Source organism: Herbaspirillum sp. NPDC101396 (genome assembly GCF_044767365.1).
In the GTDB taxonomy this organism is placed as follows: domain Bacteria; phylum Pseudomonadota; class Gammaproteobacteria; order Burkholderiales; family Burkholderiaceae_D; genus Herbaspirillum.
The window spans coordinates 439,891-464,767 of record NZ_JBIWNT010000002.1 but is presented as its reverse complement, the minus strand read 5'-3'; the positions used below and the strand labels follow the sequence as shown (position 1 = coordinate 464,767).

Here is a 24,877-nt window from a genome sequence, read left to right as displayed (position 1 = left end):
AATATATGAGTAATCGAACTTTTGCCTGCCTGTACTGCAAAAAATTGCAGCGCAAAGACCAAAATATCGACGCATTTCACTGCCCACTATGTGGTCGAGAAAGCATTCGGGTTCATTGGAAGCTTCATGTTCCGTCTCCCAAGAAGAAGAAAAAATGGGACTCGTTCTGGGATAGATATCTTCTCGAGCTACGCCAGATTGAAGAATTTAAGTCCAATAAAAACATCCACGAACTTCGTCTGCCGCTTTTGAATATGCACTTGCGGCAATAGTCCAACAAGAGTCGACGTCTAGATTCATTATGTGAAGTTACGCATGAAAGTAGAAGACATATTGGATGGCTATCTTCTTTCCGTTGATTGGCAGGAAAATAAAACCTTTGCAGCCATAGAAGCTACTACTGTTGAAGGCAAGAAAGTTCGAATCGCTGCCATCGCATTAGGTGACATTGACGTTCAAATTTTCTTTCACGGCCTCAGTTTCAGAGCGGGCCTCAGTACTGATGACGGACGACCATGCCTCGGCGAAATTGAGGGATTACTTGTATCCCCTACTCGACTGAATCTCGAAGGAGATTTCGGCTGTTTTGAAGTAATAGCAGGTTGCATCGAAATTACAGAATGCGAAGCCTCCGAGTAACGGCCGCAACCAGCCAGAAGCGGACTTAATCGGCAAAAAAATAGCCCAATTAATTTGGGCTATTTTTTTGCGAGTAAAAATCATCCAGTTTTAGCGACTGCATAAAATCACCAAAAACAGGCCGCTTCGCAAAAAAGAAAAAGCCCACCGAACGGTGGGCCTTTTAAATACTGGTGCTGGCTGCAGGACTTGAACCCGCCACCCCTGATTACAAGTCCGCCGCAGAAATCATAAAATCAATAACTTAGGTTATTTTCTGCTTCGCAATAAGGATTTATAGCCGGTCGCAAAGGCTTATTACACGCGGTTAAATTGCGAATTGCGAAGCGGAATTTCCAGTTCTTAATGCGAATACGGGGCTGTTCCTGATAAAGTTGAGCGATAAACATAGCGCCGAGGTCCGCAATCGACCAGGAGCTGCCAATTACCTAAATCAAAAAGAGGGGAGTCATGTTTTTGCTGTTCATCGCGTTGCCATCCTTGCTCACCATAGGTTTTTCGTGCATCACTTGGAACAGCCTCAGTCGACCGTGGTTGTTTGTCATTCTCTCGACCGTGATCCTTAACATCATGTATGCCTTGGTGGCACTCTACTATGGGCCTGGCGCAAATACATTTTTGGAGTATAGAGACCCTGCCAGCGCCTCTGGGGACAAGCCTCTGCTTGGTGCAGATGCTGTATTCATGATTCAGTGTTCAGTAGCGGCAATTCTTCTACTGCTCGTTGCGGGGTATTTCTTCCGCAAAACCACTTAGACGAGTCCTGCATAGGCCGTTAGACGTCTGCTTCCGGTCAATAACGGTCGCTGTTATCAATTCCCGAAAATGACAGCGGCAAGCGCAATTACGACTTAGCTCGAGAATATGTATAACTTGTTAAACCTGTTTGCTGATGGAGTAGAGTTAGAACTAGCGCTTGCCTTCGCTCTACCTATTATTTACACAGCACTCTCTTTGATCTTCTTTTGGGGGCGAATCAATCACCCTTGGCTTTTTGCGTCCGCATCTTTGATCTTGCTTTTTATTTGCTATAGCCTGGTGATTGGCTGGACTCTTCCTGAGCCTCCGGCAGAGCATCTCCGGATTGTAGAACACCCCCCTCTATTTGGCCCCCTAAGGGTTCCGATGTTGAATTTTACTTCGCTCTCATTACCGATCCTGTATTTTTTAGGAATGTGGTTTCGCAAACCTCGAGAGTTAGCTCGATAGAATGCCCGCAGCAGCACCACAGGAAGAAACAATGCGTCCAACTACCCAGTCAGTGTTCCGTACTATGTCGATGCTTGGGGTCGCTGCCGTTATTGGCATGACTGGAGCCACATTTACAACCTGCGGCGTAGGGCTCGCCCACGGAACAGGGACGTGGTGTGCTGCCTTGCCCCTGATGTGGTTCATTGGCTTCCCTCTCGCGATAATTGCGGCGCTGATCGTTGGCTTACCGCTTGCACTTTTGTTTTGGAAGTTTCGTCTAACGCGATGGTGGCAGTACGGAATAGCTGGCTTTATCTGCGCCATACCTCTCTGGATCGAGCTTGCTCAACCGTTCACATCTGTTCGTTGGGTACAGTCCGGTTTTTATGATTCTTTGAACTATCTAGGATCAGGGCTCGCAAGCGGACTTGCCTACTGGTGGATATGCCGGAGAGTAAGCCTTCGTGGCGGCACTGCTGAGATAACTCCAAAATCCAAGCGGCCTGCGTGATCGTCCGCAAAGTGAGCGAAGCTAACGTGATCAGCAAAAAAATAGCCCAATTAATTTGGGCTATTTTTTTGCGAGTAAAAATCGTCCAGTTTTAGCGACTGCATAAAATCACCAAAAACAGGCCGCTTCGCAAAAAAGGGGCGTTGCGAAGCAAAAGAAAAAGGCCCACCGAACGGTGGGCCTTTTAAATACTGGTGCTGGCTGCAGGACTTGAACCCGCCACCCCCTGATTACAAGTCAGGTGCTCTACCAGATGAGCTAAGCCAGCAAAAACTGAGACGGCGATTATAACCTATTTAATTCTGGTTAGTACAGGCCTTCCACCTTTTTTTGGTGGTTCCGGCTCATCGTCGGGTGCGGGCTTGTTATTTGCGTTGGTTTTGTCTGCGGTCGGGACCGATGCCAGGCCGGGTGGCGGCGCGGATCCCGGTGCGGATTCAGGGGCATCTTCGGTCTCGCCGACGGCCAGTACGGCCGGCGCTTCGAAGGCCATTCCCTGGCCGTTTTCACGGGCGTAAATCGCGATGACGTTCTCGACGGGGACCGAGATGTCGCGCGAGACGCCGCCGAAACGGGCGCTGAAATTGATGAAGTCGTTGTCCATCTTGAGGCCGCTGGTGGCTTCAAAACTGATGTTCAGGACGATCTCGCCGTTCTTGACGAATTGCATCGGGACGCGCGTGCTGGCGTCCACGACGACCGCAATATGCGGCGTATAGCCGTTGTCCGTGCACCATTCGTAAATAGCGCGCAGGAGATAGGGTTTGGTAGACACTTCTGGCATGACGTAAACCGATCCGGAAAGACTGACTGCGCTGGCTTGCCTCATTTGCGCCGAGGCGGCAGTCTTAAATGCGTTCGCCGATTGTCCCTTGTGTGGATCAACCGGCGAGGCGCGATGATGCTTGATGCTGCGTGCTGCTGAGCTCTGTCGATTAACGACGCATGACCTTTTCGGAAGGCGTCAGCGCTTCGATGTAGGCAGGACGCGAGAAGATGCGTTCGGCGTACTTCATCAGCGGCGCTGCAGTCTTCGACAATTCGATGCCGTAGTGGTCGAGACGCCAGAGCAACGGCGCCAAAGCGACGTCAAGCATGGAGAACTCGTCGCCAAGCATGTACTTGTTCTTCAGGAACAGCGGCGCCAATGTGGTCAGGCGATCGCGGATTTCCGAGCGGGCCTTTTCGTGGGCTTTTTCGGCGCCCTTGGTCTTTTCGTTTTCCAGCGTGTGGACGTGGATGAACAATTCTTTTTCAAAATTGAACAGCATCAGGCGTGCACGCGCGCGCATCAGCGGATCGGCCGGCATCAGTTGCGGATGCGGGAAGCGTTCGTCGATGTATTCGTTGATGATGTTGGATTCGTACAGCACCAGGTCGCGTTCGACCAGGATCGGCACCTGGCCGTATGGGTTCATGACCGAAATATCTTCCGGCTTGTTGAACAGGTCGACGTCGCGAATTTCAAAGTCCATGCCCTTTTCGAACAGGACAAGACGGCAACGTTGCGAGAATGGGCAGGTTGTGCCCGAGTAGAGAACCATCATTTTTGTAGTGCCTTAGAAACAAAGGGGCGAGACGCCGTACGCCTCACCCCGATACGTACACCCGCAGACTGCGCGGGCACGAAAAACTCTGCTTTACTTGACTTCTTTCCAGAAGGAGGCGTTCAGACGCCATGCCAACACGAGGAACAAGCCCAGGAACAGCAAAACCCAGACGCCGAGGCGCTTACGCGTATTTTGCGCGGGTTCGCCCATCCATTGCAAGTAGCCGACCAGATCGGCCACCGCATTGTCGTATTCGAGCGCGGATAACTTGCCCGGTTTCAACTGTTCAAAACCCACAAATTTGTGGATGGTCTTGCCTTCTTCATGTGGATCTTTCTCTTCTGCAAACTTCGGCGCGCGAATGCCTTGCAGTTCCCACAGGACGTGCGGCATGCCGACGTTCGGGAAAACCATGTTGTTCCAACCGGTCGGACGGCTGTCGTCCTTGTAGTAGGTACGCAGGTAAGTGTAGATCCAGTCAGGACCGGAACCGGCTTCGGACGCCTTGGCGCGGGCGATCACGGACAAGTCCGGAGGCACGGCGCCGAACCATGCCTTGGCGTCTTGCGGCAGCATGGTGGTCTTCATCAGGTCGCCGACTTTTTCACCGGTGAAGAGCAGGTTGTTCTTGATCTGGTCTTCGGTCAGGCCGATGTCGCGCAGGCGGTTGTAACGCATGGCCGACGCCGAGTGGCAGTTCAGGCAATAGTTGACGAACAGCTTGGCGCCGTTTTGCAGCGACGATACATCGGTGGTGCGATTCGGCGCCTTGTCCAGCGGGTAGCCGCCTTCGTTGGCGTAAGCCAGCGCCGGCAGCAGCACGAGAGTCGCGATCAGTCTTTTCAGCAATGTCATTTTTATCCTCTTGGCGGCTGGCTTAGTGCGGATGATAGGTAACGCGGTCTGGAACCGGCTTGAACCGGCCCAATGCGCTCCACCATGGCATCAACAGGAAGAAGCCGAAATAGATGAAGGTGCCGATCTGGGCGATCGTGGTGCCGACGGCGGTCGGCGGTTGCACGCCGAGGTAGCCGAGGGCAACGAAAGCGACGCCGAAGACCAGGTAGACATATTTATGCCAGCTTGGGCGATAGCGGATCGACTTGACTTGCGAATGATCGAGCCACGGCAGGCCGCCGAGGATCATGACGGACACGCCCATCAGCACCACGCCCCAGAACTTGGCGTCGAAGATGGCCATGCCGGCGATCACGGCAACGCCGATCACGATCGCGGCGATCTTGAAGATGCCGCTGCGCTGGGAGCGGAACACCAGCAGCGCAACGTAGGCGGCGACACCGGCCATCAGGTAGACCATGAAGTCGGATGTCGTGGCGCGCAGGATCGAGTAGAACGGTGTGAAATACCAGACCGGTGCGATGTGTGGCGGCGTCTTCAGCGAATCGGCCGGGACGAAGTTGTTGTATTCGAGGAAGTAGCCACCCATTTCCGGCGCGAAGAACACGACGGCGGTGAACACGATCAGGAACACGGCAACCGCCATGATGTCATGCACGGAGTAGTAAGGATGGAACGGCACGCCGTCCAGCGGGATGCCGTTGGCGTCCAGCTTTTCCTTGATTTCAACGCCGTCCGGGTTGTTCGAACCGACTTCGTGCAACGCGATGATGTGCGCCACGACCAGGCCGATCAGCACCAGCGGAATGGCGATCACGTGGAACGAGAAGAAGCGGTTCAGCGTGGCGTCGGAGACGACGTAGTCACCGCGGATCCACAGCGACAGGTCAGGACCGATGAAAGGAATCGCGCCGAACAGGTTGACGATCACCTGCGCGCCCCAATAGGACATTTGACCCCATGGCAGCAGGTAGCCCATGAAGGCTTCGCCCATCAGGCACAGGAAGATGGCGACGCCGAACAGCCAGACCAGTTCGCGTGGTTTGCGATAGGAACCGTACAGCAGGCCGCGCACCATGTGCAGGTAGACCACGATGAAGAACGCCGAGGCGCCGGTGGAGTGCATGTAGCGCACCAGCCAGCCCCATGGGACGTCGCGCATGATGTATTCGACCGAAGCGAACGCCAGCGTGGCGTCGGGCTTGTAGTGCATCACCAGGAAAATCCCGGTCACGATCTGAATGACCAGCACCAGCAGCGCCAGCGAACCGAAGGCGTACCAAAAGTTGAAATTCTTGGGAGCGTAGTATTCGGAAAGGTGCGCTTTCCAAGTGGAAGTCAGAGGGAAGCGGGCGTCAACCCAGTTCAATGCTTTGGCGGATACCGGTGCGTCTTTGGGCAATTGTTTTTCGTGGAATGCAGCCATGCTTACGCCTCGCCTTTCTCATCTTTGCCGATGACCAGCTTGGTGTCACCTTCAAACATATACCGTGGAACCTGGAGGTTGTCTGGGGACGGTTTGTTTTTGTAGACCCGGCCCGCCAGGTCGAACGTCGAACCGTGGCAGGGGCACAGGAAACCGCCCTGCCAGTCGTCCGGCAGCGACGGTTGCGCACCGGTCTGAAATTTGGAGCTGGGCGAGCAGCCGAGGTGCGGGCAGATGCCGACCACGACCAGCAGGTCCTTCTTGATCGAACGCCATTCATTGAGGGCGTATTCGGGCGTGGTCGAGAATTCGGTGCGCTTGGATTCCGGGTCGGCCACCTGGGCATCGACCTTCTTGAGCGACTCGATCATTTCCGGCGTGCGCTTGAGGATCCACACCGGCTTGCCGCGCCACTCTACGGTGCGCATTTCGCCCGGCGTCAATGTGGAAATGTCCACTTCAACCGGTGCACCGGCGGCTTTGGCGCGCTCGGATGGTTGAAAGGTGGAAACAAATGCCCCCGCTGTAGCCAATCCAGCCACACCACCTGCCGCACAAGTCGCGACAAGCAATCCGCGTCGACTGGAGTCGACCTGTTTTTCGTTACTCATACCAACCCCAATTAGTGAAAATACGAAAACTGCACGGAACTTCCAGCAACCCTAGATTATAACTAACCTGGGATGCCTTTTAAAGCGAATAAGATTCGGGAAATGCAATTTATGGAACTTTTTTAATATTTCAAGCCCCACAGGAAAATGTCTCGTGCTTTGTATTGTGCAATAAATTGCCAGCAATTTACTTTTTAATCGAAGCACGATATAACCGACTGCATTGTTTTGCAACAATTTCTAGGAGAAAAAGATGGGCATGATGCAAGAATTCCGCACTTTCGCGCTAAAGGGAAATGTTGTCGACCTGGCAGTAGGCGTGATTATCGGCGGCGCGTTCGGCAAGATTGTGGAATCCCTGGTGCAGGACATCATCATGCCGGTGGTGGGCCGCATCTTCGGCGGGCTGGATTTCGCCAACTATTACCTGCCGCTCAATGGCCAGGGAACGCAGTTGACGCTGGTTGAAGCGAAGAAAGCCGGCGCGGTGTTCGCTTACGGCAATTTCCTGACTATTTTGATCAACTTTCTGATCCTGGCCTTCATCATTTTCCAGATGGTGCGCATGATCAACAAGGCGCGCGACCTGGCCATCCATGAAAAAGCGACGGAGCCTGCTGCGCCTGCCGCACCGCCGGAAGACATCGTGCTGTTGCGAGAAATCCGCGATTCGCTGAAGAAGTAAGCGGATTCCACCCCGCGCCAACGAAAAAGCCCGCGATGCGGGCTTTTTTCATGCTGCGGCGGAATGCAGGAAATCAAGAAATCAGACCGGATTATCGATGTCGACGAACTGATGGCGGATGCCGAAGTGGCCCGCAAGATGCGCCCCGAGCGCCTGTACGCCGTAGCGCTCGGTCGCATGATGGCCGGCAGCGATGTAGGCGACGCCGGTCTCGCGCGCCAGGTGCACGGTCGGCTCGGAGATTTCGCCGCTGATGTAGACCGATGCGCCGGCGGCGATGGCGTCGCCCAGGAAGCCTTGCGCGGCACCGGTGCACCAGGCGATCTTGCCGAGCGGTTGGCCGGCGTCGCCGATCAGCAGCGGTGCGCGGCCGAGGCGACGCTCTATCAGGCGCGCCAGGTCGCCGACCGTGGCGATGTTGGCATCGGCTTCGGGCCCCCCCAGCCAGCCCAGCTTGTCTTCGCCGAAGCGATCGCTGCCGACCAGACTCAGCTGGCGCGCCAGTTGCGCGTTGTTGCCGAGTTCCGTATGGCCATCCAGCGGCAGGTGATACGCGAACAGATTGACGTCGTTGGCCAGCAGCGCCTTGAGGCGCTTGTGCTTGGTGCCGATTACGCGTGCGTCCTCTCCACGCCAGAAATAACCGTGGTGCACCAGGATGGCGTCGGCCTTGAGATCAAGCGCCGCTTCGATCAGCGCCTGGCTGGCGGTGACGCCGCTGACAACCAGGCCGATTTCCCCGCGCCCTTCCACCTGTAGCCCATTTGGGCAATAATCGCGGTATTGTGCGATATTCAGCGTTTGCGCCAGGTAGTTGGCAAGCTCTTCCCTATTTGCTGTGCGCAGGGTCATCTTTCATCCTCATCTTTATTTCAATATGCGACGTTTTTGGCTGTTGTTTGCTCAAACCGTGACTGTCGGTTTGGCGGTCTGGTTCATTGTAGCTACCTTGAAGCCCGATTGGGCGAGCGGTACGCTCGGTTCCCGGGTCCGCTCCGCCTCCTCCACGGTGCAAATGCAGGAAGCCGCACCGGGCGCTCCCACCCCGAACTCCTATCGCGACGCCGCCCGCCAGGCCATGCCGTCGGTGGTCAACATCTTCACCACGACGGAAGCGCGGCCGCAAAAAAATCCGTTCATGGATGATCCGTTCTTCAAGAAGTTCTTCGGCGACCAGTTCGAGGACCAACAGCAGGACGACAAGCAATCCAGCCTCGGTTCGGGCGTGATCGTCAGCCCGCAGGGCTATATCCTGACCAACAACCACGTGGTCGAAGCCGCCGACGAAATCGAAGTGGCGCTGGCCGACGGCCGCAAGGCGTCCGCCAAGGTGGTCGGCACCGATCCCGAGACCGATCTGGCGGTCATCAAGATCAACCTGCCCAATCTGCCTGCGATCACGCTGGCGCACGTCGAGCAGGCTACCGTCGGTGATATCGTGCTGGCCATCGGCAACCCTTTCGGCGTCGGCCAGACCGTCACCATGGGCATCATCTCGGCGCTGGGCCGCAATCACCTGGGCATCAATACCTTCGAGAATTTCATCCAGACCGATGCGGCGATCAATCCGGGCAATTCGGGCGGCGCGCTGGTTGACACCAACGGCAACCTGCTGGGCATCAACACGGCGATTTATTCGCGCACCGGCGGCAACCTCGGCATCGGCTTTGCGATTCCGGTGTCGACCGCGAAGACCGTGATGGAAGCGATCATCAACCACGGCCAGGTCGTGCGCGGCTGGATTGGCGTCGAGCCGCAGGACATCACGCCTGAGCTGGCAGAGAGCTTCGGCCTGACCAAGAAGACCGGCGCCATCATTGCCGGTGTACTCAAGAACGGTCCCGCCGACAAGGCCGGCATGAAGCCGGGCGACATCCTCATCAGCGTGGAAGACAAACCGGTCACCGACACCACCGAAATGCTGAACCTGATCGCCCAGCTTATCCCGGGGCAGAAGGCGAAAATGACGGTGCTGCGCAAGGCGCAGGAGACCACGCTGGAGATCGTCGTCGGCAAACGTCCGCCGCCGAAACGTGAAGAACGAGAGTAAGGAAAGAACGCAACATGCATATCCGTGACCTGACGCAATTCCTCGCCGAACTGTCGGAGAACAACAATCGCGCCTGGTTCGTCATGAACAAGCCACGCTACGACATCCTGCGCGCGGAGTTCCTTGAACTGGTGACGCAGCTGATCGCCGACATCAGCAAGTTTGATCCCATCATGGCCAGCTGCAATCCGAAGAAAGCGCTGTTCCGCATCAACCGCGACATGCGCTTCTCGCACGACAAGAGCCCGTACAAGACGCACTTCTCGGCGTCGCTGACCGCGAGCGGCCTGAAGAAGCCGAGCTCGGGTGGCGGCCCGGCGTACTACTTCCACATCGACGCTGACGGCCAGTTGCTGATCGCGGGCGGCGAATACATGCCGCCATCGGATCGCCTGCGCGCGATTCGCCAGCGCGTCATTGAAGATGCTGCCGGCTTCAGCAAAGTGCTCAGGAACAAGACCATCAAGGACAACTACGGCGGCTTGCAGGAAGAAGGCAAGCTGACGCGTCCGCCGAAAGGCTTCGACGCCGACAGTCCGCATCTCGAGTACATCAAGCTGAAAAACTTCATCGTCTGGAAGGAATCGAGCCTGAAGAAGAAGATCCCGGCTGATATCGGCAAGGAAGTATTGGCCGGATTCAAGGACGCCTATCCGTTGGTGAGCTGGCTGCGCCAGGTTCCGCTGATCATTGCGGAGTGAATTGAATCCGCTGCAAAACAAAAAGGCCACTGCATGCAGTGGCCTTTTTCAATATCGGAGGTTCGTGCCGGTCAGCTGCCGACGGTGTCTTCACGCTGTTCCGGCGCACGCGTGGCTTTCTCGAAGATCGGCGCCACCAGCAGGCCGACTTCATACAGCAGGCACAGCGGCACGGCCAGCATCAGCTGACTCATGATGTCCGGCGGCGTCACCACGGCGGCGATGACGAAGGCGCCGACCACCACGTAAGGGCGGATCTGCTTGAGCTTGGCCAACGGCACCAGGCCCATGCGCACCAGCACGATCACGATGATCGGCACTTCAAAGGTAATGCCGAAGGCCAGGAACATGGTCAGCACGAAGTCGACGTAGCTGTCGATATCCGGCGCCACCGAAACCGACTTCGGCGCGAAATTATTGATGAAGGGGAACACCACGCCGAACACGAAGAAGTAGCAGAACGCCACACCCATCAGGAACAGCAGCGAGGACGAAATCACCAGCGGCGCCACCAGGCGCTTCTCGTGCGAATACAAACCCGGCGCGACGAAAGCCCACATCTGGTACAGCACCCATGGCAGCGCAATCATGAAGGCCATCAGCATGGTGACCTTGACCGGGATCAGGAACGGCGTGATCACGCCGGTGGCGATCATCTTGCTGCCGACCGGCAGCGCGTTGATCATCGGCGCCGCGAGCAAGTCGAAGATATGCGCGGACCACGGCATCATGCACAGGAAGATGATGAGCACCGCTGCCGACGCTTTCACCACGCGGCTGCGCAATTCGATCAGATGCGAAATGAAGGTATCTTCGCTACCTGACGTTTTCTGTTCTTCGGCCATGGAATTACTGCAGGAGTGGGATGGAAAACAAGTCCATCGGGATTAGAAAAAACCGGCCGATTTGCCGGCGCCGATAGGACGATATTTGGCCACGCGCGCCGCGGCGGAAATCACGCGGGTGCGGCGGCCGCTCTGGTTCTTGTACCACGAAGGAACACCGGAAGTGCGCGCCAGTTTCTTCTTGCGAAAATTCTTGGCTTTGATGACCAGCGCTTCCGGGCTTGGCGTTGTACTCCAGCTGGTGCTGCTGCCGGAACTGCTGTCGTTCCAGGCATCGTGGATGGAATTCTCCGCATCGGCGACGCTCTTGGAAATGCTGCTGTGGACGTCCCCGGCGGCGTCTTGCACATCCTTTTGCATCTTGCGCAGTTCTTCCAGCTCGATCTCGCGGCTGACTTCCGTCTTGACCTCGTTGATGTAGCGTTGCGCGCGGCCGAACAGCGAACCGGCCATACGCGCCACCTTGGGCAGGCGCTCAGGACCGATCACCACCAGCGCGACGACGCCGATGAGAGCCAGCTTGGAAAGTCCGATATCAATCATTGCAAGGGTAACAATCGAAAGTGAATGCCGAGAAAATCAGCGTGCGCGAGGCCGGGCCGGCGGGGCATCAGGAACAACGATAGCCCGCGCAGCCTCGCCAAACCACAAGCGGCGAAACGGTGCGGGCGTCGGCGGAAGACTCAGCTGCCGGATTTTTCTTTGTCTTTGGCTTGCACGTCGATGATGGTCTGATCCTTGGCGACAGGCTTGTCTTTGTCTTCTTCTTCGCCCTTGACGCCGTCCTTGAAGCCCTTGACGGCCTTGCCGAGGTCGGAACCCATATTGCCCAGCTTCTTCGTGCCGAACACCACCATGACGATCACCAGAACAATCAACCAATGCCAGATACTGAACGAACCCATTTTTCTCTCCTAAGCGGACACGCGTGCCCTGTATTCAAATAAATCTTTGTTGCAATATTCCTGCCAGGCCGGATGCGTTGTCCTTATCCCTGCAGCACGGACTTGGTGCGCCACGGATGGGCGCCGCCAATGACATGCATGTGGAGATGGTACACCTCTTGGCCGCCGTCCGGGCCTGTATTGAAAAGCGTCTTGAAACCGCCGGTCTTGTTGCCGGTCGCGTCAAGCTGGTAGCCGCATCCCTGTTCCTGCGCCAGTTTTGGCGCAAGCAGGGCCATTTTACCCAATAGCGCCGCATGTTTCTCGCCGCAGTCGGCCAGCGTAGCGACGTGCAGTTTCGGGATGATCAGGAAATGCACCGGCGCGGCCGGGTTGATGTCGTGGAACGCCAGCACGTCGTCGTCTTCGTAGACCTTCTTCGACGGGATTTCTCCGGCGGCGATCTTGCAAAAAATACAGTTGTCCAAAGCTGCTCCTCCTGGGGTGTCCCGGTTAATCGCCGCTGTTGCGGTCGTGAATTCTTATGCGTTGATGCTGATTGTGTTGATTACGCGTCCGCCGGACGAGCTGCCTTCTCTTCGAGACCAGACAAGCCTTCGCGGCGCGCCAGTTCGTTGAGCACGTCTTGCGGCTTGAGGTCGAAATGGGCCAGCATGACCATTGAGTGGAACCACAGGTCGGCGCACTCGTAGAGCACCTTCGAGGCATCGCCGCTGACGCGCGCGTCCTTGGCGGCCATGATGGTTTCGGCGGCTTCTTCGCCGATCTTTTTCAGGATGGCGTCGTCGCCCTTGGAAAACAGCTTGGCGACATAGGACGTGGCGGGGTCCCCGCCGTTGGCCAGCTTGCGCGACTCGATCACGTCGGCAAGGCGGCGCAGTGTTTCACTCATGGCGTTACCTTGGGGGCTGTCTTGGTAATTGTCTTGCGTACGCGCTTGGGCTTTTCCTGGGCGGGCGCCGCTTCGTCGTCTTTGAGCACCGGCTCGACGGTTTGCCACTCGCCGGTCTCGGCGTTGCCTTCGAACTTCTGGAAGAAGCAGGAATGACGGCCGGTGTGGCAGGCGATGCCGGCCACCTGCTCGACCTTGAGCAAGACCACGTCTTCGTCGCAGTCGAGGCGGATTTCGTGCACCTTCTGGAAATGGCCGGACTCTTCACCCTTGTGCCACAGCTTCTTGCGCGAACGGCTCCAGTACACGGCTTCGCCGGTCTGCACGGTGCGGGCCAGCGCTTCGCGGTTCATCCAGGCGAACATCAGCACGTCGTTGGAGCCGACTTCCTGGGCGATCACCGGCACCAGGCCGACTTCGTCCCACTTCACCTTGTTCAGCCATTTTGCACTGATGCTCATGCCAGCCTCATCGGGATATTTTGATCCGCCATAAAACGTTTCGCTTCCTGCACGGTGTGTTGACCATAGTGGAAAATGCTTGCCGCCAGCACTGCATCGGCCTTGCCCTGCTTGATGCCGTCAGCCAGGTCCTGCAGGCCGCCGACGCCGCCCGAGGCGATCACGGGAATGGCCACCGCTTCCGACACTGCGCGTGTGAGCGCCAGGTCGAAACCGCTGCGGGTGCCGTCGCGGTCCATGCTGGTCAGCAGAATTTCACCGGCGCCGAGTTGCGCCATCTTGCGCGCCCACTCGACCGCGTCCAGCCCGGTGGCGTTGCGGCCGCCGTGGGTGAAGACTTCCCACTTGCCTTCGCCGGTCCGCTTGGCGTCAATCGCCACCACGATGCATTGCGAACCGTATTTGCTCGCTGCGTCTTCCACCAGTTGCGGATTGGTTACCGCCGACGTGTTGATGCCGACCTTGTCGGCGCCTGCATTAAGCAAGCGCCGTACGTCGTCGACTGCACGCACGCCGCCGCCTACGGTCAGCGGAATGAAGACCTGCGACGCTACCGCTTCGATGATGTCGAGGATCAGGCCGCGGCCGTCCGAGGAAGCGGTGATGTCGAGGAAGGTAATTTCGTCCGCGCCCTGTTCGTCGTAGCGGCGCGCGATTTCAACCGGGTCGCCGGCATCGCGCAACTCGAGGAAATTGACGCCCTTGACGACGCGACCGGCCGTCACGTCGAGACAGGGGATGATGCGTTTTGCGAGTGTCATGATGGTTCGCTGTCGGACCCTTCGGATTCCGTCAATTCGTCGGCGCGGTCCTGCGCCGAGCTCAGGTCCAGCGTGCCTTCGTAGATCGAACGGCCGCAGATGACCGCTTCGATACCTTCGTCCTGCACGCCGCACAGAGCTTCGACGTCCTTGATGTTGTGCACGCCGCCGGAGGCGATGATCGGAATCGAGACCGCCTGCGCTAGGCGCACGGTGGCTTCGATGTTGACGCCGCCCATCATGCCGTCGCGGCCGATGTCGGTGTAGACAATGGCTTCGCAGCCGTAGCCTTCGAACTTCTGCGCCAGGTCGATCACTTCATGGCCGGACAGCTTGCTCCAGCCGTCGGTGGCGACCTTGCCGTCCTTGGCGTCGAGGCCGACGATGATCTGACCCGGGAACGCGCTGCAGGCATCGTGCAGGAAGCCCGGATTCTTCACCGCGGCGGTGCCGATGATGATGTAGGACAGGCCGTCATCGAGATAGCGCTCGATGGTGTCGAGGTCGCGGATGCCGCCGCCCAGTTGCACGGGGATTTCCTCGACGTCGTTCTCGACGGCGAAATCACGCACCGCCTTGAGGATGGCCTTGACGGCCGATTCGTTCTTCGGCTTGCCTGCGAAGGCGCCGTTGAGGTCGACCAGATGCAGGCGACGCGCGCCCTGCATCAGCCAGTGCCGCGCCATTTCGGCGGGGTCCTGGGAGAATACGGTGGCTTGGTCCATATCGCCTTGCTTCAGGCGAACGCAATGACCGTCTTTCAGGTCGATGGCAGGTATCAGCAGCATGGCTACGGTAATGACGTTGAGTAAGTGAAGGACAGGTCAGCGCACTATGTTCAATATGCGCATGGCCTGGCGGTGGATAAAAGTACTGCGCAAGAATTAAGCAAAAATCAAGGTTTCCAGTGTACGAAATTCCGGTACAGCTGCAAACCCGCAGCGGCACTTTTTTCCGGATGGAATTGTGTTGCAAAAATATTATCGCGGGCCACGGCGCAGGCGAACGGCGCGCCGTAGACCGTCTCGCCGACAGTATGGGCGCTGTCGGCCGGCTGCGCGTAATAGCTGTGCACGAAATAGAAGTAGGCCTGCTCGTCGACGCCCTGCCACAGCGGATGCGCGACTTTCTGATGCACGCGGTTCCAGCCCATTTGCGGGACCTTGAAACGCGAACCGTCTTCCTGGATCCGGCCGTCGAGCTGAAAGCGCACCACCTTGCCGGGCAACAAGCCGAGGCCGGGCGTATCGCCTTCTTCGCTCCAGTCGAACAACATCTGTTCGCCCACGCACACGCCGAACAGCGGCTTGCTGCGCGAGGCCGCGATCACCGCGTCCTGCACGCCGGACTCGCGCAGGCTGCGCATGCAGTCCGGCATCGCGCCCTGGCCCGGCAGCACCACCCGGTCGGCCGCTTCGATGTCGGCGACTTCGCCGGAGATGCGCACGTCGGCTTCGGGCGCGACATGGCGCAGGGCTTGCGCGACCGAGCGCAGGTTGCCCATTCCGTAATCCACTACAACAATTTTATTCATATCGAAAAATGCAAACGCACGGAAAGTGTCAATGGCGGAACGGAGTGTCCCGCCCGGCTCACATTACAGGCTACCTTTGGTGGAAGGAATCGTTCCCGCCGAACGCGGATCGAGTTCGATCGCCATGCGCAGGGCGCGGCCAAAAGCCTTGAATACGGTTTCGCATTGATGGTGCGCGTTGATGCCGCGCAGATTGTCCACATGCAGCGTGACTTGCGCATGATTGACAAAACCATGGAAGAACTCGCTGGTCAGGTCGACGTCGAAGCCGCCGATCATGGAGCGGGTAAAGGGGATGTGATATTCCAGGCCTGGACGGCCGGAGAAGTCGATCACCACACGCGACAGCGCTTCATCCAGCGGCACGTAGGCATGACCGTAGCGGCGGATGCCCTTCTTGTCGCCGATGGCCTTGGCGAAGGCCTGGCCGAGCGTGATGCCGACGTCTTCCACGGTGTGGTGCGCATCGATGTGCAGGTCGCCCTTGGCCTGGATGTCGAGGTCGATCAGCCCGTGGCGCGCGATCTGGTCCAGCATGTGATCGAGGAAAGGCACGCCGGTGTCCAGCTTTTGCTGGCCGGTGCCATCCAGGTTGATCGCGACGCGGATTTGCGTCTCGTTGGTGTTGCGGACGACTTCTGCAGTTCGTGGAGTTGACATGATCAGGGTAAAACAGACATTACAAAAATGACAAAGGTGCTTCCTAGATGCGCTCTTGAAGCGTTTCTTTCAAGGCGATCAGGAACAGGGAATTCTCTTCGGGTGTACTGACATTGACTCTGAGGCAATTTTGCAGCGATGGATGCATTTTACCGGCATTTTTGACTAATACCTTACGTTGCTGCAGCCCGGTGAATACTTTATCCGCATTTGCCAGCCGGACCAGCAGGAAATTGGCGGCGGACGGGAACACTTCAACGCCGTCGAGCGCCGCCAGCGCCGCCGCCAGACCGGTGCGCGCATTGCGCAATGCCGCCGCCTGACGGTCCAGTTCGGTGGTGTGGTCGAGCACGAACTCGGCCGCCGCCTGCGTCAGCACGTTGATGTTATAGGGCGGCCGCACCTTGTCGAATTCCTGCAACAAGGCGGCTCCCGCAGCCATGTAACCAAGGCGGATGCCGGCCAGCCCGAGCTTGGAGACGGTGCGCATGACCACCAGATTGTTGAATTCCGGCAAGCGCGGCATGAAGCTTTCCTGCGCAAACGGCTGGTAGGCTTCATCAACCACCACGATGCCGCCGTCACCGACCGCGCGGATTACCGCTTCGATGTCGGCCACGTCATACAGCGTGCCGGTCGGGTTGTTGGGATACGCCAGGTAAGTAATCGCCGGCCGGTGCGCGGCGATCGCCGCCAGCATGGCGTCGCGATCGAGCGTGAAGTCGGCCGTGAGCGGCACGCCGATGTACTCGAGCCCGGCGAATTTCGCCGACACGCCGTACATCACGAAGCCCGGCTCGGGCGCCAGCACCTTGGCGCCGGCCTGGGCGCATGCCACCGAGACGATGGAAATCAGCTCATCCGAACCATTGCCCAGCAGCACGTCGAAGCCGGTCGGCACGCCCATGTGGCGGCACAGTTTTTCCTTGAGCAGCTTGTAGGACGGCACCGGATAACGATTCAACGCCACCGCGGCCAGGCGTTGCCCGAGCTCGTCACGCAAGGCCTGCGGCAGCGTGTACGGGTTTTCCATGGCGTCGAGTTTGACGAAGCCGGCGGCATCCGGCACCGGATAGGCGGACAGCGCGCGCACGTCGGCGCGGATGATGCGTTCAACCAGGGACTTGCTCATCGGATATCTGTGTCGAAGTGGGATCAAGGTCGGCCACGCGTTGATCGATCAGCGCGCAATAGGCCGGATTCAGTTCAAAGCCGACAAACTGGCGGCCACAGCGTCGCGCCGCCACCGCCGTGGTGCCGCTGCCCATGAAGGGATCCAGCACCACGCCGCCGGGTGGGCACGACGCCTTGATCATGCGCTCGACGATTTCGAGCGGCTTCTGGGTCGGATGGTCGGCGCGCTCCTTGTGCTCGCGATGCAGGCGCGACACGCTCCAGACGTCCTTCGGGTTGTACCCCATCTCCAGCCACTTGGCGCCGACGAAGATCGAGCGCGAGCGCGCCTTCTTGGTCTGGGCATCGTACGGAATGCGGATGGCGTCGAGGTCAAAATAGTAATCTTTTGCGCGTGCGAAGAAACCGATGGTGTCGTGCACCGAAGAATACTTGCGCGTGCTGCCGCCCATGGACGGCACGCGGCGGTCCCAGACGATTTCGTTGAGCATGGTCATGCGACGCTTGAGCATGACGAAGATTTCCGGCGAGTAACGCCAGGTCAGAAAAATGTAAAGACTGCCGTTGGGCTTGAGCTTGGGAAGCGCGGCATCGATCCACTGCTCGGTCCACGCCAGGTAAGCATCGTTGTCGAGCTTGTCGGAGTCGTTGCCGTAGTCCTTGCCGAGACCGTAAGGCGGATCGGCAATCAGCAGGTCGATCGCACCATCCGGAATGCGCGCCAGGCCGTCCAGCGCATCTTCGCAAAAAACGCGGTCGCGCCAGCTCATCGCCGACCCGGCCGGGCTGACTGAGCTGGGCGGACGCGCAGGGTCGTCATTTGAGGCGCAACTCGGCGGAACGGGCGTGCGCCTGCAAACCTTCGCCGTAAGCCAGTTCGGCGGCAACCTTGCCCAGTGTCTGGGCGCCGGCTTCGCTGACCTGAATGATGCTAGAGCGCTTCTGGAAATCGTAGACGCCCAGCGGCGACGAGAAACGCGCGGTGCGCGATGTCGGCAACACGTGGTTGGGCCCGGCGCAATAATCACCCAGCGCTTCAGAAGAGAAACGACCGAGGAACATGGCGCCGGCGTGACGGATCTTGTCGGCCCATTGCTGCGGCTGTTCGGTGGAAATTTCCAGATGCTCGGCGGCGATCGCGTTGGCGATCTCGCAGGCTTCGTCCATGTCGCGCACCTTGACCAGCGCGCCGCGATCGGTCAGCGACGTACGGATCACATCCTTGCGCGGCATGGCGTCGAGTTGCTTGTTGATGCTGGCTTCGACCTTGGCGATGTAATCGGCATCCGGGCACAGCAAAATGGATTGCGCCAGCTCGTCATGCTCGGCTTGCGAGAACAGGTCCATGGCGATCCAGTCCGGATCGGTGCTGCCGTCGCAGATCACCAGGATTTCGGACGGACCGGCGATCATGTCGATGCCGACCGTGCCGAACACGCGGCGCTTGGCGGCGGCGACGTAGGCATTGCCGGGACCGACGATCTTGTCGACTTGCGGAATCGTGTCGGTGCCGTAAGCCAGCGCGCCGACGGCTTGGGCGCCGCCGATGGTGAACACGCGGTCGACGCCGGCAATCGCCGCAGCGGCCAGCACCAGTTCGTTCTTCACGCCGTCCGGAGTCGGCACCACCATGATGACTTCCTGCACGCCGGCCACCTTGGCCGGGATGGCGTTCATCAATACCGACGACGGATAGGCAGCCTTGCCGCCCGGCACGTAGATACCGACGCGATCCAGCGGCGTGACCTTCTGGCCCAGCACGGTGCCGTCGGCTTCGGTGTAGAGAAAACCGTCGGAGCCGCATTCCTTCTTCTGGCGCTCATGGTAGGCACGCACGCGGTCAGCGGCAGTCTGCAAGGCGGCGCGACGCGCAGCAGGCAAGCCGTCCAATGCTTTTTTCAACTCGTCCTGGCCGATTTCCAGCGCGGACACGGCGGTGGCGGACAGGCGATCGAAACGGTTGGTGTATTCCAGCACGGCGGCATCGCCGCGCGCCTTGACGTCGGCCAGGATGCCGGCAGCGGCGCGATCGATGGCCTCGTCCTCGCCGGCCTCAAAGGCCAGCACGGACGACAGAGTCTGCCTGAAGCCGGCGTCGGTGGAATCGAGTTTTCGGATTGCTATGCCCATGATGTCGCCTTCGGTGCTTTCAGTACGTTCGATGCTTGCGCTGTGATGTTCAGCGCATGTGTCTGTTATGCGTTTGCCTGCGACGCTTTTTCGAATGCTTCGAGGATCGGTTGCAGGCGTTCGCGTTTCAGTTTCAGCGCAGCCTGGTTCACCACCAGGCGCGATGAAATTTCCATGATGTGTTCGACTTCCACCAGCTTGTTGGCGCGCAAGGTGCCGCCGGTGCTGACCAGGTCGACGATGGCGTCGGACAGGCCGACCAGCGGGCCCAGCTCCATCGAGCCGTACAGCTTGATCAGGTCGACGTGCACACCCTTGGACGCGAAATGTTCACGCGCGGTCTTGACGTACTTGGTGACAACGCGCAGGCGCGCGCCCTGGCGCACCGCACTGGCGTAATCGAAACCTTCCTGCACCGCGACCGACAAACGGCACTTGGCGATGTTCAGATCGATCGGCTGGTACAGGCCTTCGCCGCCATGCTCCAGCAATACGTCCTTGCCGGCCACGCCGAAATCTGCCGCGCCGTATTGCACGTAAGTCGGCACGTCCGAGGCGCGCACGATGATCACGCGCACGGCCGGGTCATTGGTCGGCAGGATCAGTTTGCGCGAGGTCTCGGGATCTTCGGTGACTTCGATGCCGGCCGCCTTGAGCAGCGGCAGCGTTTCTTCGAAGATGCGGCCCTTGGATAGGGCCAGGGTGAGCTGCGGAGTGAGTTGCTGAGTCATTGTTTGCTATCGATTATTTGACGCGTTCGATCTGGGCGCCGATCGAGGACAATTTGTTTTCCATGCGATCGTAGCCGCGGTCGAGGTGATAGATGCGCTCGATCAGCGTCTCGCCTTGCGCGGCCAGGCCGGCGATGACCAATGACGCCGAGGCGCGCAGATCGGTCGCCATCACCGGCGCGCCGATGAATTTTTCCACGCCCTTGACGATCGCCGTATTGCCTTCGATGTCGATGGCGGCGCCGAGGCGATTCATTTCCTGCACGTGCATGAAGCGATTCTCGAAGATCGTTTCAGTGACGTGGCTGGTGCCTTCGGCGATGCAGTTCAGCGCCATGAACTGCGCCTGCATGTCGGTCGGGAAGCCTGGATATTCTGTGGTGCGAAAGCTGACCGCCTTGGGACGACGCGCCATCTGCACGCGGATCCAGTCGTCGCCTGTCGTCAGGATGACGCCGGCTTCACGCAGCTTGTCGAGCGCAGCGTCGAGCAGGCTGCTGCGGGTATTCTTCAGTGTGACGTCGCCGCCTACGGCCGCCACGGCGCACAGGAAGGTGCCGGTTTCGATGCGGTCGGCGATGACGGTGTGCGAAGCGCCGTGCAGCTTGTCGACGCCCTGGATCACCAGGCGGTCGGTGCCGATGCCTTCGATCTTCGCGCCCATCGCGACCAGCAGATGCGCCAGGTCGCTGACTTCAGGTTCGCGTGCGGCGTTTTCCAGCACGGTCTCGCCTTCGGCCAGTACGGCCGCCATCAGCAGGTTTTCGGTGCCGGTGACGGTGATCATGTCGGTCACGATGCGGGTGCCCTTGAGGCGCTTGGCCTTGGCGTAGATGTAGCCGGCATCGATGGTGATTTCCGCGCCCATCGCCTGCAAACCCTTGATGTGCTGGTCGACCGGACGCGAGCCGATGGCGCAGCCGCCCGGCAGCGATACCTTGGCTTCGCCGAAGCGCGCCAGCAGCGGACCGAGCACCAGGATCGAGGCGCGCATGGTCTTCACCAGTTCATAAGGCGCTTCGAGCTTGGTGATGTCATTGCCGTTGAGGGTGACGCTGTGATCGTTCTGCTCTGCGCGCAAACCCATCTGGCGCATCAGTTTGAGAATCGTGCTCACGTCCTGCAGGTTCGGCACGTTCGACAAATTCAACGTATCGGCGGTCAGCAGGCCGGCGCACAGAATAGGCAGCGCAGCATTCTTGGCGCCGGAGATGACGACTTCGCCGGAGAGGCGATTACCGCCGCGGATTAAAAGCTTGTCCATGAAAAAGCTAGGCCTTATTTCTGAAATTCTTCGGGAGTGAGGGTCTTCATCGACAGGGCGTGAATTTCCTCGCGCATGCGATCGCCGAGCGCTGCGTAGACCAGCTGGTGACGCTGGATCAGACGCTTGCCGGCGAAGGAGTCGGACACGATAACGGCGGTAAAGTGCTGGCCGTCGCCCTCGACTTCGAGGTGCGAGCAGGCCAGGCCGGCAGCGATGTAGTTCTTAACGAGTTCAGGTGTGGGTAGCATGATGCGGCTCTTCACTAGGTAATCAAGGTAAATGGCGAACGTCGGACGTCGCCATCAATATGCGTCGATGTGCGTCAATGTGCGCCCGCGCGCAGTTTGTAGCCGCTCTTCAGCATCCGTACCGCCAGCGTCGACAGCGCGATGAAGAACACCACGACAATCGCCAGGCTGATCAGGGGATTGATGTCGGACTGCCCGAAAAAGCCGTAACGGAAACCGTCAATCATATAAAAGAACGGGTTGAAATGCGAGACTGTTTGCCAGAATGGCGGCAGCGAGTGGATCGAATAGAACACGCCGGCCAGGAAGGTAAGCGGCACGATCAGAAAATTCTGGAACGCCGCCAACTGGTCGAACTTCTCCGCCCAGATCCCGGCGACCAATCCCATGGTGCCGAGGATGGCAGCGCCCAGCAAGGCGAAGATCACGATCCACCACGGCGCCACGAAGCTCAGGTGACCGAACCACGCCGTCACCACGAACACGCCGGCGCCGACGATCAGACCGCGCACGACTGCTGCCAGCACGTAGCCGCCGAACATTTCCCAGTGTGACAGCGGAGTCAGCAGCACGAACACCAGGTTTCCGGTGATTTTGGACTGGATCAGCGAGGACGAGCTGTTGGCGAAGGCGTTCTGCAACACGCTCATCATGACCAGCCCGGGCACCAGAAAGCCGGTGTATTGCACTCCCGGATACACCTGCACGCGGTCTTGCAACACGTGGCCGAAGATCATCAGGTACAGCATGGCGGTCATGATCGGCGCCGTCACGGTTTGCGTGGCGACCTTCCAGAAACGCAGCACTTCCTTGTAAAACAGTGTTTGAAAACCGGTCATTTGACGCCTCCCATGATCTGGATGAAGACATCTTCCAGATCAGCCTGTTGCAGCTGCATGTCGTCGATCACCGCGCCGCCTTCGCGCAGCGCCGCCAGGATCGGCTCGACGTCGTTGTAGTCGTTTACGCGCAGCGTATATTTCAGGCCGGACAACAATTCTTCGGGATGCGTCACCAGCGGACGCAGGCTGTCAGGCAAGCCGCCCGACTTCAGGCGCAGCACCAGTTGCGAACCGGAAATGCGCTTGATCAGCGCATCCGTCGAATCCAGCGCCACTACCTTGCCGAACTTCAGCATGGCGATGCGGTTACACAGCGCCTGCGCTTCTTCAAGGTAGTGCGTGGTCAGCACGATGGTGTGACCTTCGCGATTGAGGCGACCGATGAATTTCCACAGGGTCTGGCGCAGCTCGACATCGACGCCTGCAGTCGGCTCGTCAAGCACGATGACGGGCGGCTTGTGCACCAGCGCCTGGGCCACCAGCACGCGCCGCTTCATGCCGCCGGACAGCGCACGCATATTGGTGTCGGCCTTGTTGGTGAGGTCCAGGTTGTCCATCACCTCGTCGATCCAGCGGTCGTTGTTCTTCAAGCCGAAATAGCCGGATTGCATGCGCAGCGTTTCGCGCACGGTGAAGAATGGGTCGAACACCAGTTCCTGCGGCACTACGCCGAGCTTGGTGCGCGCCGCACGGTAATCGGTGACGACGTCGTGACCGTGGATGGTGACCGAGCCGGAGTCGGCACGATTCAAGCCGGCCACGATCGAGATGAGCGTGGTTTTGCCGGCGCCGTTGGGGCCGAGCAGGCCGAAAAACTCACCCTCTTCTATCGAGAGCGAAACTCCGCCCAGCGCCTGTAGCGACTGATAGCGTTTTTCGACGTTGTTGATCTGTAGAGCTGCCATTTTTTGGTCCGTATTCGGGACGCGTCAGAGTAAGCAAAAAGGGAACGAATCAGGCTGCCGGCCTTTTGCATCAAGGCAACAAGCGGTGCAGCGAAACGTTGGATTATAGGGGATTTCCGCTCTTGCAGCCGGAATGGGGGAAGCGGCTGCCGGCATTGCCGGCCGCCTTCAGGAGATCAGTGGTGTCGGTCGGATGCGGAAGTCGGCGCGCCCAGCAGCGACGCGGCGCCGTACAGGTCGACCAGGCTTTGCAGATTGGCCGGCAGCACGCCGAATTGCAGCGTCAGCCCCTTTTTCCTGGCGGCGCGTTGCCACGCCAGCAAGGTGGCGACGGCGGAAGAATCCACGGTCGCAACGCCGCTCAGGTCGATCGCCGACTGGCCGCCGGCAATTGCCTGCAGGCCGGCCGCCAGCGTGGCGCTGGCATTGTCGGCGGTAAGGGTGGCGGCGGGTTTGAACATGTCAGGTTTCCTGTCGGTCCCGGTTACTTCTTGCCCGAACGCGCAGCCAGCTGCTTGTTCTTGTCGGACAGGCTCTTGATCAGGCCGTCGATGCCGCCCTTGGTGATTTCGCTGTTGAAGGTGCCTTTATAAGCCTCCACCAACCACGCGCCCATCACGTTGACGTCATACATCTTCCAGCCCGACGACAGCTTTTCAAGACGATAGCTCAGCTGGATCGGCTCGCCGCGCGACTGGATCACTTGCGAACGCACTTCCACTTCAGTGTCGGCCGGATCGGCGCGCAGCGGCTTGTATTCGATCTTCTGGTCGCGGATTTGCGACAGCGCGCCAGAGTACGTATAGATCAGCAGGCTGCGGAATTCGGTGATCAGTTGCTTCTGCTGCTCAGGCGTCGCCTGACGCCAGTAGCGGCCGGCCGCCAGCGAGGTCATGCGCTCGGAATCGACGTAAGGCAGGATTTTTTCTTCCACCAGGGCAACGATGCGGTTGATGTTGCCCGCCTGGATTTCCTTGTCGCTCTTGGCGGTGTTGATGACGTCGTCGCTGATGCGCTTGACCAGCGCGTCGGGCGCTTCCTGCGCAGAGGCAGCAAAAGCGAACGTCAGCGCGGAAGCCGACAGGGCAATCGCCAGAAATTTGGTAAGCATGTTCATAATCTACGATCCATTCATAAATAAGGCGCCACGATCCGTTTTTCGCTTTCGCCGCCTGCCGCAGCCGTGCCGGAGATGATCCGATACGCTGTTGCCATTCCACTTTGCCACAATTTTGTGCAACGCGTGCGGCGGGTTAAAACGGATATTGGATACCGGACATCCAACGTGGATGCATTCTCCGGATTTTCAAGTGAGGCCGGGCGCGATGATCGCGCCCGGC

31 protein-coding genes and 1 tRNA gene are annotated in these 24,877 nt (G+C 58.8%); 5 read left to right on the top strand and 27 right to left on the bottom strand.

What is annotated here, in order from left to right; genetic code table 11:
* Positions 1 to 315 precede the first annotated feature (315 nt).
* Both ACIROY_RS07190 and ACIROY_RS07185 read left to right on the top strand, forming a co-directional pair.
* Positions 316 to 639: a hypothetical protein gene (locus tag ACIROY_RS07190; RefSeq protein ID WP_402340810.1), complete on the top strand. Its 324-nt coding sequence runs from the start codon at positions 316 to 318 to the stop codon at positions 637 to 639.
* 450 nt (positions 640 to 1,089) lie between these two features.
* Entirely contained in the window at positions 1,090 to 1,395 is a 306-nt protein-coding gene (locus ACIROY_RS07185) for a hypothetical protein (protein ID WP_402340807.1), read from the top strand.
* Positions 1,396 to 2,533: 1,138 nt separating this feature from the next.
* Here the strand turns inward: ACIROY_RS07185 and ACIROY_RS07180 are convergent.
* The 6 genes from ACIROY_RS07180 to petA form a co-directional block, all read right to left on the bottom strand.
* Positions 2,534 to 2,609, bottom strand: a tRNA-Thr gene (locus ACIROY_RS07180).
* A gap of 24 nt (positions 2,610 to 2,633) precedes the next feature.
* Complete coding sequence (locus tag ACIROY_RS07175) at positions 2,634 to 3,125, bottom strand: ClpXP protease specificity-enhancing factor (protein ID WP_402341389.1); 492 nt, start codon at positions 3,123 to 3,125, stop codon at positions 2,634 to 2,636.
* Positions 3,126 to 3,276: 151 nt separating this feature from the next.
* Positions 3,277 to 3,888 (bottom strand): glutathione S-transferase N-terminal domain-containing protein, encoded by a 612-nt coding sequence (locus ACIROY_RS07170; protein ID WP_016834673.1) that lies wholly within the window; start codon positions 3,886 to 3,888, stop codon positions 3,277 to 3,279.
* Between the two features lie 93 nt (positions 3,889 to 3,981).
* Entirely contained in the window at positions 3,982 to 4,746 is a 765-nt protein-coding gene (locus ACIROY_RS07165; protein ID WP_116434252.1) for a cytochrome c1, read from the bottom strand.
* Between the two features lie 22 nt (positions 4,747 to 4,768).
* Positions 4,769 to 6,175: a cytochrome bc complex cytochrome b subunit gene (locus ACIROY_RS07160; RefSeq protein WP_402277024.1), complete on the bottom strand. Its 1,407-nt coding sequence runs from the start codon at positions 6,173 to 6,175 to the stop codon at positions 4,769 to 4,771.
* 2 nt (positions 6,176 to 6,177) lie between these two features.
* On the bottom strand, positions 6,178 to 6,786 hold the full coding sequence (gene petA / locus ACIROY_RS07155) for a ubiquinol-cytochrome c reductase iron-sulfur subunit (RefSeq protein WP_053195379.1): 609 nt from the start codon (positions 6,784 to 6,786) through the stop codon (positions 6,178 to 6,180).
* Between the two features lie 253 nt (positions 6,787 to 7,039).
* On the opposite strand from petA, the gene mscL reads away from it, so the two are divergent.
* A complete protein-coding gene (gene mscL / locus ACIROY_RS07150; protein ID WP_402277026.1) occupies positions 7,040 to 7,471 on the top strand; it encodes a large conductance mechanosensitive channel protein MscL in 432 nt (143 codons plus the stop codon).
* An 81-nt stretch (positions 7,472 to 7,552) separates the two neighbouring features.
* On the opposite strand, the gene ACIROY_RS07145 is transcribed toward mscL, so the two are convergent.
* Positions 7,553 to 8,323 carry a Nif3-like dinuclear metal center hexameric protein gene (locus ACIROY_RS07145; protein ID WP_402340804.1) on the bottom strand — a complete coding sequence of 257 codons (771 nt, stop codon included), beginning with the start codon at positions 8,321 to 8,323 and terminating at the stop codon, positions 7,553 to 7,555.
* Between the two features lie 25 nt (positions 8,324 to 8,348).
* Here ACIROY_RS07145 and ACIROY_RS07140 point away from each other — a divergent pair, with 25 nt between their 5' ends.
* Together ACIROY_RS07140 and ACIROY_RS07135 are read left to right on the top strand one after the other, a co-directional pair.
* Positions 8,349 to 9,521, top strand: a complete 1,173-nt coding sequence (locus ACIROY_RS07140; RefSeq protein ID WP_402277030.1) for a Do family serine endopeptidase — start codon at positions 8,349 to 8,351, stop codon at positions 9,519 to 9,521.
* A gap of 14 nt (positions 9,522 to 9,535) precedes the next feature.
* On the top strand, positions 9,536 to 10,222 hold the full coding sequence (locus ACIROY_RS07135; protein ID WP_402277032.1) for a DUF2461 domain-containing protein: 687 nt from the start codon (positions 9,536 to 9,538) through the stop codon (positions 10,220 to 10,222).
* 71 nt (positions 10,223 to 10,293) lie between these two features.
* On the opposite strand, the gene tatC is transcribed toward ACIROY_RS07135, so the two are convergent.
* The 20 genes from tatC to ACIROY_RS07035 form a co-directional block, all read right to left on the bottom strand.
* Positions 10,294 to 11,067, bottom strand: coding sequence for a twin-arginine translocase subunit TatC (gene tatC, locus ACIROY_RS07130; RefSeq protein ID WP_402277034.1), 774 nt, complete (start codon positions 11,065 to 11,067; stop codon positions 10,294 to 10,296).
* Positions 11,068 to 11,109: 42 nt separating this feature from the next.
* Positions 11,110 to 11,610, bottom strand: coding sequence for a Sec-independent protein translocase protein TatB (gene tatB, locus ACIROY_RS07125; protein WP_402277036.1), 501 nt, complete (start codon positions 11,608 to 11,610; stop codon positions 11,110 to 11,112).
* A gap of 140 nt (positions 11,611 to 11,750) precedes the next feature.
* Complete coding sequence (gene tatA / locus ACIROY_RS07120; protein ID WP_016834683.1) at positions 11,751 to 11,972, bottom strand: Sec-independent protein translocase subunit TatA; 222 nt, start codon at positions 11,970 to 11,972, stop codon at positions 11,751 to 11,753.
* Positions 11,973 to 12,055: 83 nt separating this feature from the next.
* On the bottom strand, positions 12,056 to 12,439 hold the full coding sequence (locus tag ACIROY_RS07115) for a histidine triad nucleotide-binding protein (RefSeq protein WP_116434260.1): 384 nt from the start codon (positions 12,437 to 12,439) through the stop codon (positions 12,056 to 12,058).
* An 80-nt stretch (positions 12,440 to 12,519) separates the two neighbouring features.
* Positions 12,520 to 12,864, bottom strand: coding sequence for a phosphoribosyl-ATP diphosphatase (locus tag ACIROY_RS07110; protein WP_402277038.1), 345 nt, complete (start codon positions 12,862 to 12,864; stop codon positions 12,520 to 12,522).
* Complete coding sequence (hisI, locus tag ACIROY_RS07105) at positions 12,861 to 13,325, bottom strand: phosphoribosyl-AMP cyclohydrolase (protein WP_402277040.1); 465 nt, start codon at positions 13,323 to 13,325, stop codon at positions 12,861 to 12,863. The genes ACIROY_RS07110 and hisI overlap by 4 nt, the downstream gene beginning before the upstream one ends.
* On the bottom strand, positions 13,322 to 14,086 hold the full coding sequence (hisF, locus tag ACIROY_RS07100; RefSeq protein ID WP_094562503.1) for an imidazole glycerol phosphate synthase subunit HisF: 765 nt from the start codon (positions 14,084 to 14,086) through the stop codon (positions 13,322 to 13,324). Before hisF ends, hisI begins: the two co-directional genes overlap by 4 nt.
* Positions 14,083 to 14,874: a 1-(5-phosphoribosyl)-5-[(5-phosphoribosylamino)methylideneamino]imidazole-4-carboxamide isomerase gene (gene hisA / locus ACIROY_RS07095; protein WP_402277042.1), complete on the bottom strand. Its 792-nt coding sequence runs from the start codon at positions 14,872 to 14,874 to the stop codon at positions 14,083 to 14,085. The genes hisF and hisA overlap by 4 nt, the downstream gene beginning before the upstream one ends.
* Positions 14,875 to 14,981: 107 nt before the next feature.
* Positions 14,982 to 15,620, bottom strand: a complete 639-nt coding sequence (hisH, locus tag ACIROY_RS07090; RefSeq protein ID WP_402340801.1) for an imidazole glycerol phosphate synthase subunit HisH — start codon at positions 15,618 to 15,620, stop codon at positions 14,982 to 14,984.
* Positions 15,621 to 15,683: 63 nt separating this feature from the next.
* Positions 15,684 to 16,280, bottom strand: coding sequence for an imidazoleglycerol-phosphate dehydratase HisB (gene hisB, locus ACIROY_RS07085; RefSeq protein WP_402277046.1), 597 nt, complete (start codon positions 16,278 to 16,280; stop codon positions 15,684 to 15,686).
* A gap of 43 nt (positions 16,281 to 16,323) precedes the next feature.
* The gene (hisC, locus tag ACIROY_RS07080) at positions 16,324 to 17,412 is read right to left on the bottom strand and encodes a histidinol-phosphate transaminase (protein WP_402340798.1); all 1,089 of its coding nucleotides are present in this window, start codon (positions 17,410 to 17,412) and stop codon (positions 16,324 to 16,326) included.
* Positions 17,393 to 18,184 carry a DNA-methyltransferase gene (locus tag ACIROY_RS07075; protein ID WP_402340795.1) on the bottom strand — a complete coding sequence of 264 codons (792 nt, stop codon included), beginning with the start codon at positions 18,182 to 18,184 and terminating at the stop codon, positions 17,393 to 17,395. The genes hisC and ACIROY_RS07075 overlap by 20 nt, the downstream gene beginning before the upstream one ends.
* A 46-nt stretch (positions 18,185 to 18,230) precedes the next feature.
* Complete coding sequence (gene hisD / locus ACIROY_RS07070) at positions 18,231 to 19,544, bottom strand: histidinol dehydrogenase (protein WP_116434268.1); 1,314 nt, start codon at positions 19,542 to 19,544, stop codon at positions 18,231 to 18,233.
* Positions 19,545 to 19,609: 65 nt separating this feature from the next.
* On the bottom strand, positions 19,610 to 20,275 hold the full coding sequence (gene hisG, locus ACIROY_RS07065; RefSeq protein WP_402277054.1) for an ATP phosphoribosyltransferase: 666 nt from the start codon (positions 20,273 to 20,275) through the stop codon (positions 19,610 to 19,612).
* Between the two features lie 13 nt (positions 20,276 to 20,288).
* Positions 20,289 to 21,539 carry a UDP-N-acetylglucosamine 1-carboxyvinyltransferase gene (gene murA / locus ACIROY_RS07060; RefSeq protein WP_116434270.1) on the bottom strand — a complete coding sequence of 417 codons (1,251 nt, stop codon included), beginning with the start codon at positions 21,537 to 21,539 and terminating at the stop codon, positions 20,289 to 20,291.
* 14 nt (positions 21,540 to 21,553) lie between these two features.
* Complete coding sequence (locus tag ACIROY_RS07055; protein ID WP_029363541.1) at positions 21,554 to 21,790, bottom strand: BolA family protein; 237 nt, start codon at positions 21,788 to 21,790, stop codon at positions 21,554 to 21,556.
* 74 nt (positions 21,791 to 21,864) lie between these two features.
* Positions 21,865 to 22,629 (bottom strand): ABC transporter permease, encoded by a 765-nt coding sequence (locus tag ACIROY_RS07050; RefSeq protein WP_116434271.1) that lies wholly within the window; start codon positions 22,627 to 22,629, stop codon positions 21,865 to 21,867.
* On the bottom strand, positions 22,626 to 23,537 hold the full coding sequence (locus ACIROY_RS07045; RefSeq protein WP_116434272.1) for an ABC transporter ATP-binding protein: 912 nt from the start codon (positions 23,535 to 23,537) through the stop codon (positions 22,626 to 22,628). The genes ACIROY_RS07050 and ACIROY_RS07045 overlap by 4 nt, the downstream gene beginning before the upstream one ends.
* Positions 23,538 to 23,713: 176 nt before the next feature.
* The gene (locus ACIROY_RS07040) at positions 23,714 to 23,998 is read right to left on the bottom strand and encodes a lipid asymmetry maintenance protein MlaB (RefSeq protein WP_402277058.1); all 285 of its coding nucleotides are present in this window, start codon (positions 23,996 to 23,998) and stop codon (positions 23,714 to 23,716) included.
* A gap of 23 nt (positions 23,999 to 24,021) precedes the next feature.
* On the bottom strand, positions 24,022 to 24,654 hold the full coding sequence (locus ACIROY_RS07035; RefSeq protein ID WP_402340792.1) for a phospholipid-binding protein MlaC: 633 nt from the start codon (positions 24,652 to 24,654) through the stop codon (positions 24,022 to 24,024).
* Between the last annotated feature and the right edge of the window lie 223 nt (positions 24,655 to 24,877).

Bases quoted from the DNA above. Each gene is read 5' to 3' on its own strand.
- murA (WP_116434270.1), bottom strand. From the start codon at position 21,539: ATGGACAAGCTTTTAATCCGCGGCGGTAATCGCCTCTCCGGCGAAGTC.
- tatA (WP_016834683.1), bottom strand. From the start codon at position 11,972: ATGGGTTCGTTCAGTATCTGGCATTGGTTGATTGTTCTGGTGATCGTC.
- tatC (WP_402277034.1), bottom strand. From the start codon at position 11,067: ATGGCCGAAGAACAGAAAACGTCAGGTAGCGAAGATACCTTCATTTCG.
- ACIROY_RS07160 (WP_402277024.1), bottom strand. From the start codon at position 6,175: ATGGCTGCATTCCACGAAAAACAATTGCCCAAAGACGCACCGGTATCC.
- ACIROY_RS07185 (WP_402340807.1), top strand. From the start codon at position 1,090: ATGTTTTTGCTGTTCATCGCGTTGCCATCCTTGCTCACCATAGGTTTT.
- ACIROY_RS07140 (WP_402277030.1), top strand. From the start codon at position 8,349: ATGCGACGTTTTTGGCTGTTGTTTGCTCAAACCGTGACTGTCGGTTTG.
- tatB (WP_402277036.1), bottom strand. From the start codon at position 11,610: ATGATTGATATCGGACTTTCCAAGCTGGCTCTCATCGGCGTCGTCGCG.
- hisD (WP_116434268.1), bottom strand. From the start codon at position 19,544: ATGGGCATAGCAATCCGAAAACTCGATTCCACCGACGCCGGCTTCAGG.
- hisI (WP_402277040.1), bottom strand. From the start codon at position 13,325: ATGAGCATCAGTGCAAAATGGCTGAACAAGGTGAAGTGGGACGAAGTC.
- ACIROY_RS07135 (WP_402277032.1), top strand. From the start codon at position 9,536: ATGCATATCCGTGACCTGACGCAATTCCTCGCCGAACTGTCGGAGAAC.
- ACIROY_RS07055 (WP_029363541.1), bottom strand. From the start codon at position 21,790: ATGCTACCCACACCTGAACTCGTTAAGAACTACATCGCTGCCGGCCTG.
- petA (WP_053195379.1), bottom strand. From the start codon at position 6,786: ATGAGTAACGAAAAACAGGTCGACTCCAGTCGACGCGGATTGCTTGTC.
- hisA (WP_402277042.1), bottom strand. From the start codon at position 14,874: ATGCTGCTGATACCTGCCATCGACCTGAAAGACGGTCATTGCGTTCGC.
- ACIROY_RS07110 (WP_402277038.1), bottom strand. From the start codon at position 12,864: ATGAGTGAAACACTGCGCCGCCTTGCCGACGTGATCGAGTCGCGCAAG.
- ACIROY_RS07170 (WP_016834673.1), bottom strand. From the start codon at position 3,888: ATGATGGTTCTCTACTCGGGCACAACCTGCCCATTCTCGCAACGTTGC.
- ACIROY_RS07175 (WP_402341389.1), bottom strand. From the start codon at position 3,125: ATGCCAGAAGTGTCTACCAAACCCTATCTCCTGCGCGCTATTTACGAA.
- hisB (WP_402277046.1), bottom strand. From the start codon at position 16,280: ATGTCAACTCCACGAACTGCAGAAGTCGTCCGCAACACCAACGAGACG.
- hisF (WP_094562503.1), bottom strand. From the start codon at position 14,086: ATGACACTCGCAAAACGCATCATCCCCTGTCTCGACGTGACGGCCGGT.
- ACIROY_RS07040 (WP_402277058.1), bottom strand. From the start codon at position 23,998: ATGTTCAAACCCGCCGCCACCCTTACCGCCGACAATGCCAGCGCCACG.
- ACIROY_RS07075 (WP_402340795.1), bottom strand. From the start codon at position 18,184: ATGAGCTGGCGCGACCGCGTTTTTTGCGAAGATGCGCTGGACGGCCTG.
- ACIROY_RS07050 (WP_116434271.1), bottom strand. From the start codon at position 22,629: ATGACCGGTTTTCAAACACTGTTTTACAAGGAAGTGCTGCGTTTCTGG.
- ACIROY_RS07190 (WP_402340810.1), top strand. From the start codon at position 316: ATGAAAGTAGAAGACATATTGGATGGCTATCTTCTTTCCGTTGATTGG.
- mscL (WP_402277026.1), top strand. From the start codon at position 7,040: ATGGGCATGATGCAAGAATTCCGCACTTTCGCGCTAAAGGGAAATGTT.
- hisC (WP_402340798.1), bottom strand. From the start codon at position 17,412: ATGAGCAAGTCCCTGGTTGAACGCATCATCCGCGCCGACGTGCGCGCG.
- ACIROY_RS07035 (WP_402340792.1), bottom strand. From the start codon at position 24,654: ATGAACATGCTTACCAAATTTCTGGCGATTGCCCTGTCGGCTTCCGCG.
- ACIROY_RS07165 (WP_116434252.1), bottom strand. From the start codon at position 4,746: ATGACATTGCTGAAAAGACTGATCGCGACTCTCGTGCTGCTGCCGGCG.
- ACIROY_RS07045 (WP_116434272.1), bottom strand. From the start codon at position 23,537: ATGGCAGCTCTACAGATCAACAACGTCGAAAAACGCTATCAGTCGCTA.
- ACIROY_RS07145 (WP_402340804.1), bottom strand. From the start codon at position 8,323: ATGACCCTGCGCACAGCAAATAGGGAAGAGCTTGCCAACTACCTGGCG.
- hisG (WP_402277054.1), bottom strand. From the start codon at position 20,275: ATGACTCAGCAACTCACTCCGCAGCTCACCCTGGCCCTATCCAAGGGC.
- hisH (WP_402340801.1), bottom strand. From the start codon at position 15,620: ATGAATAAAATTGTTGTAGTGGATTACGGAATGGGCAACCTGCGCTCG.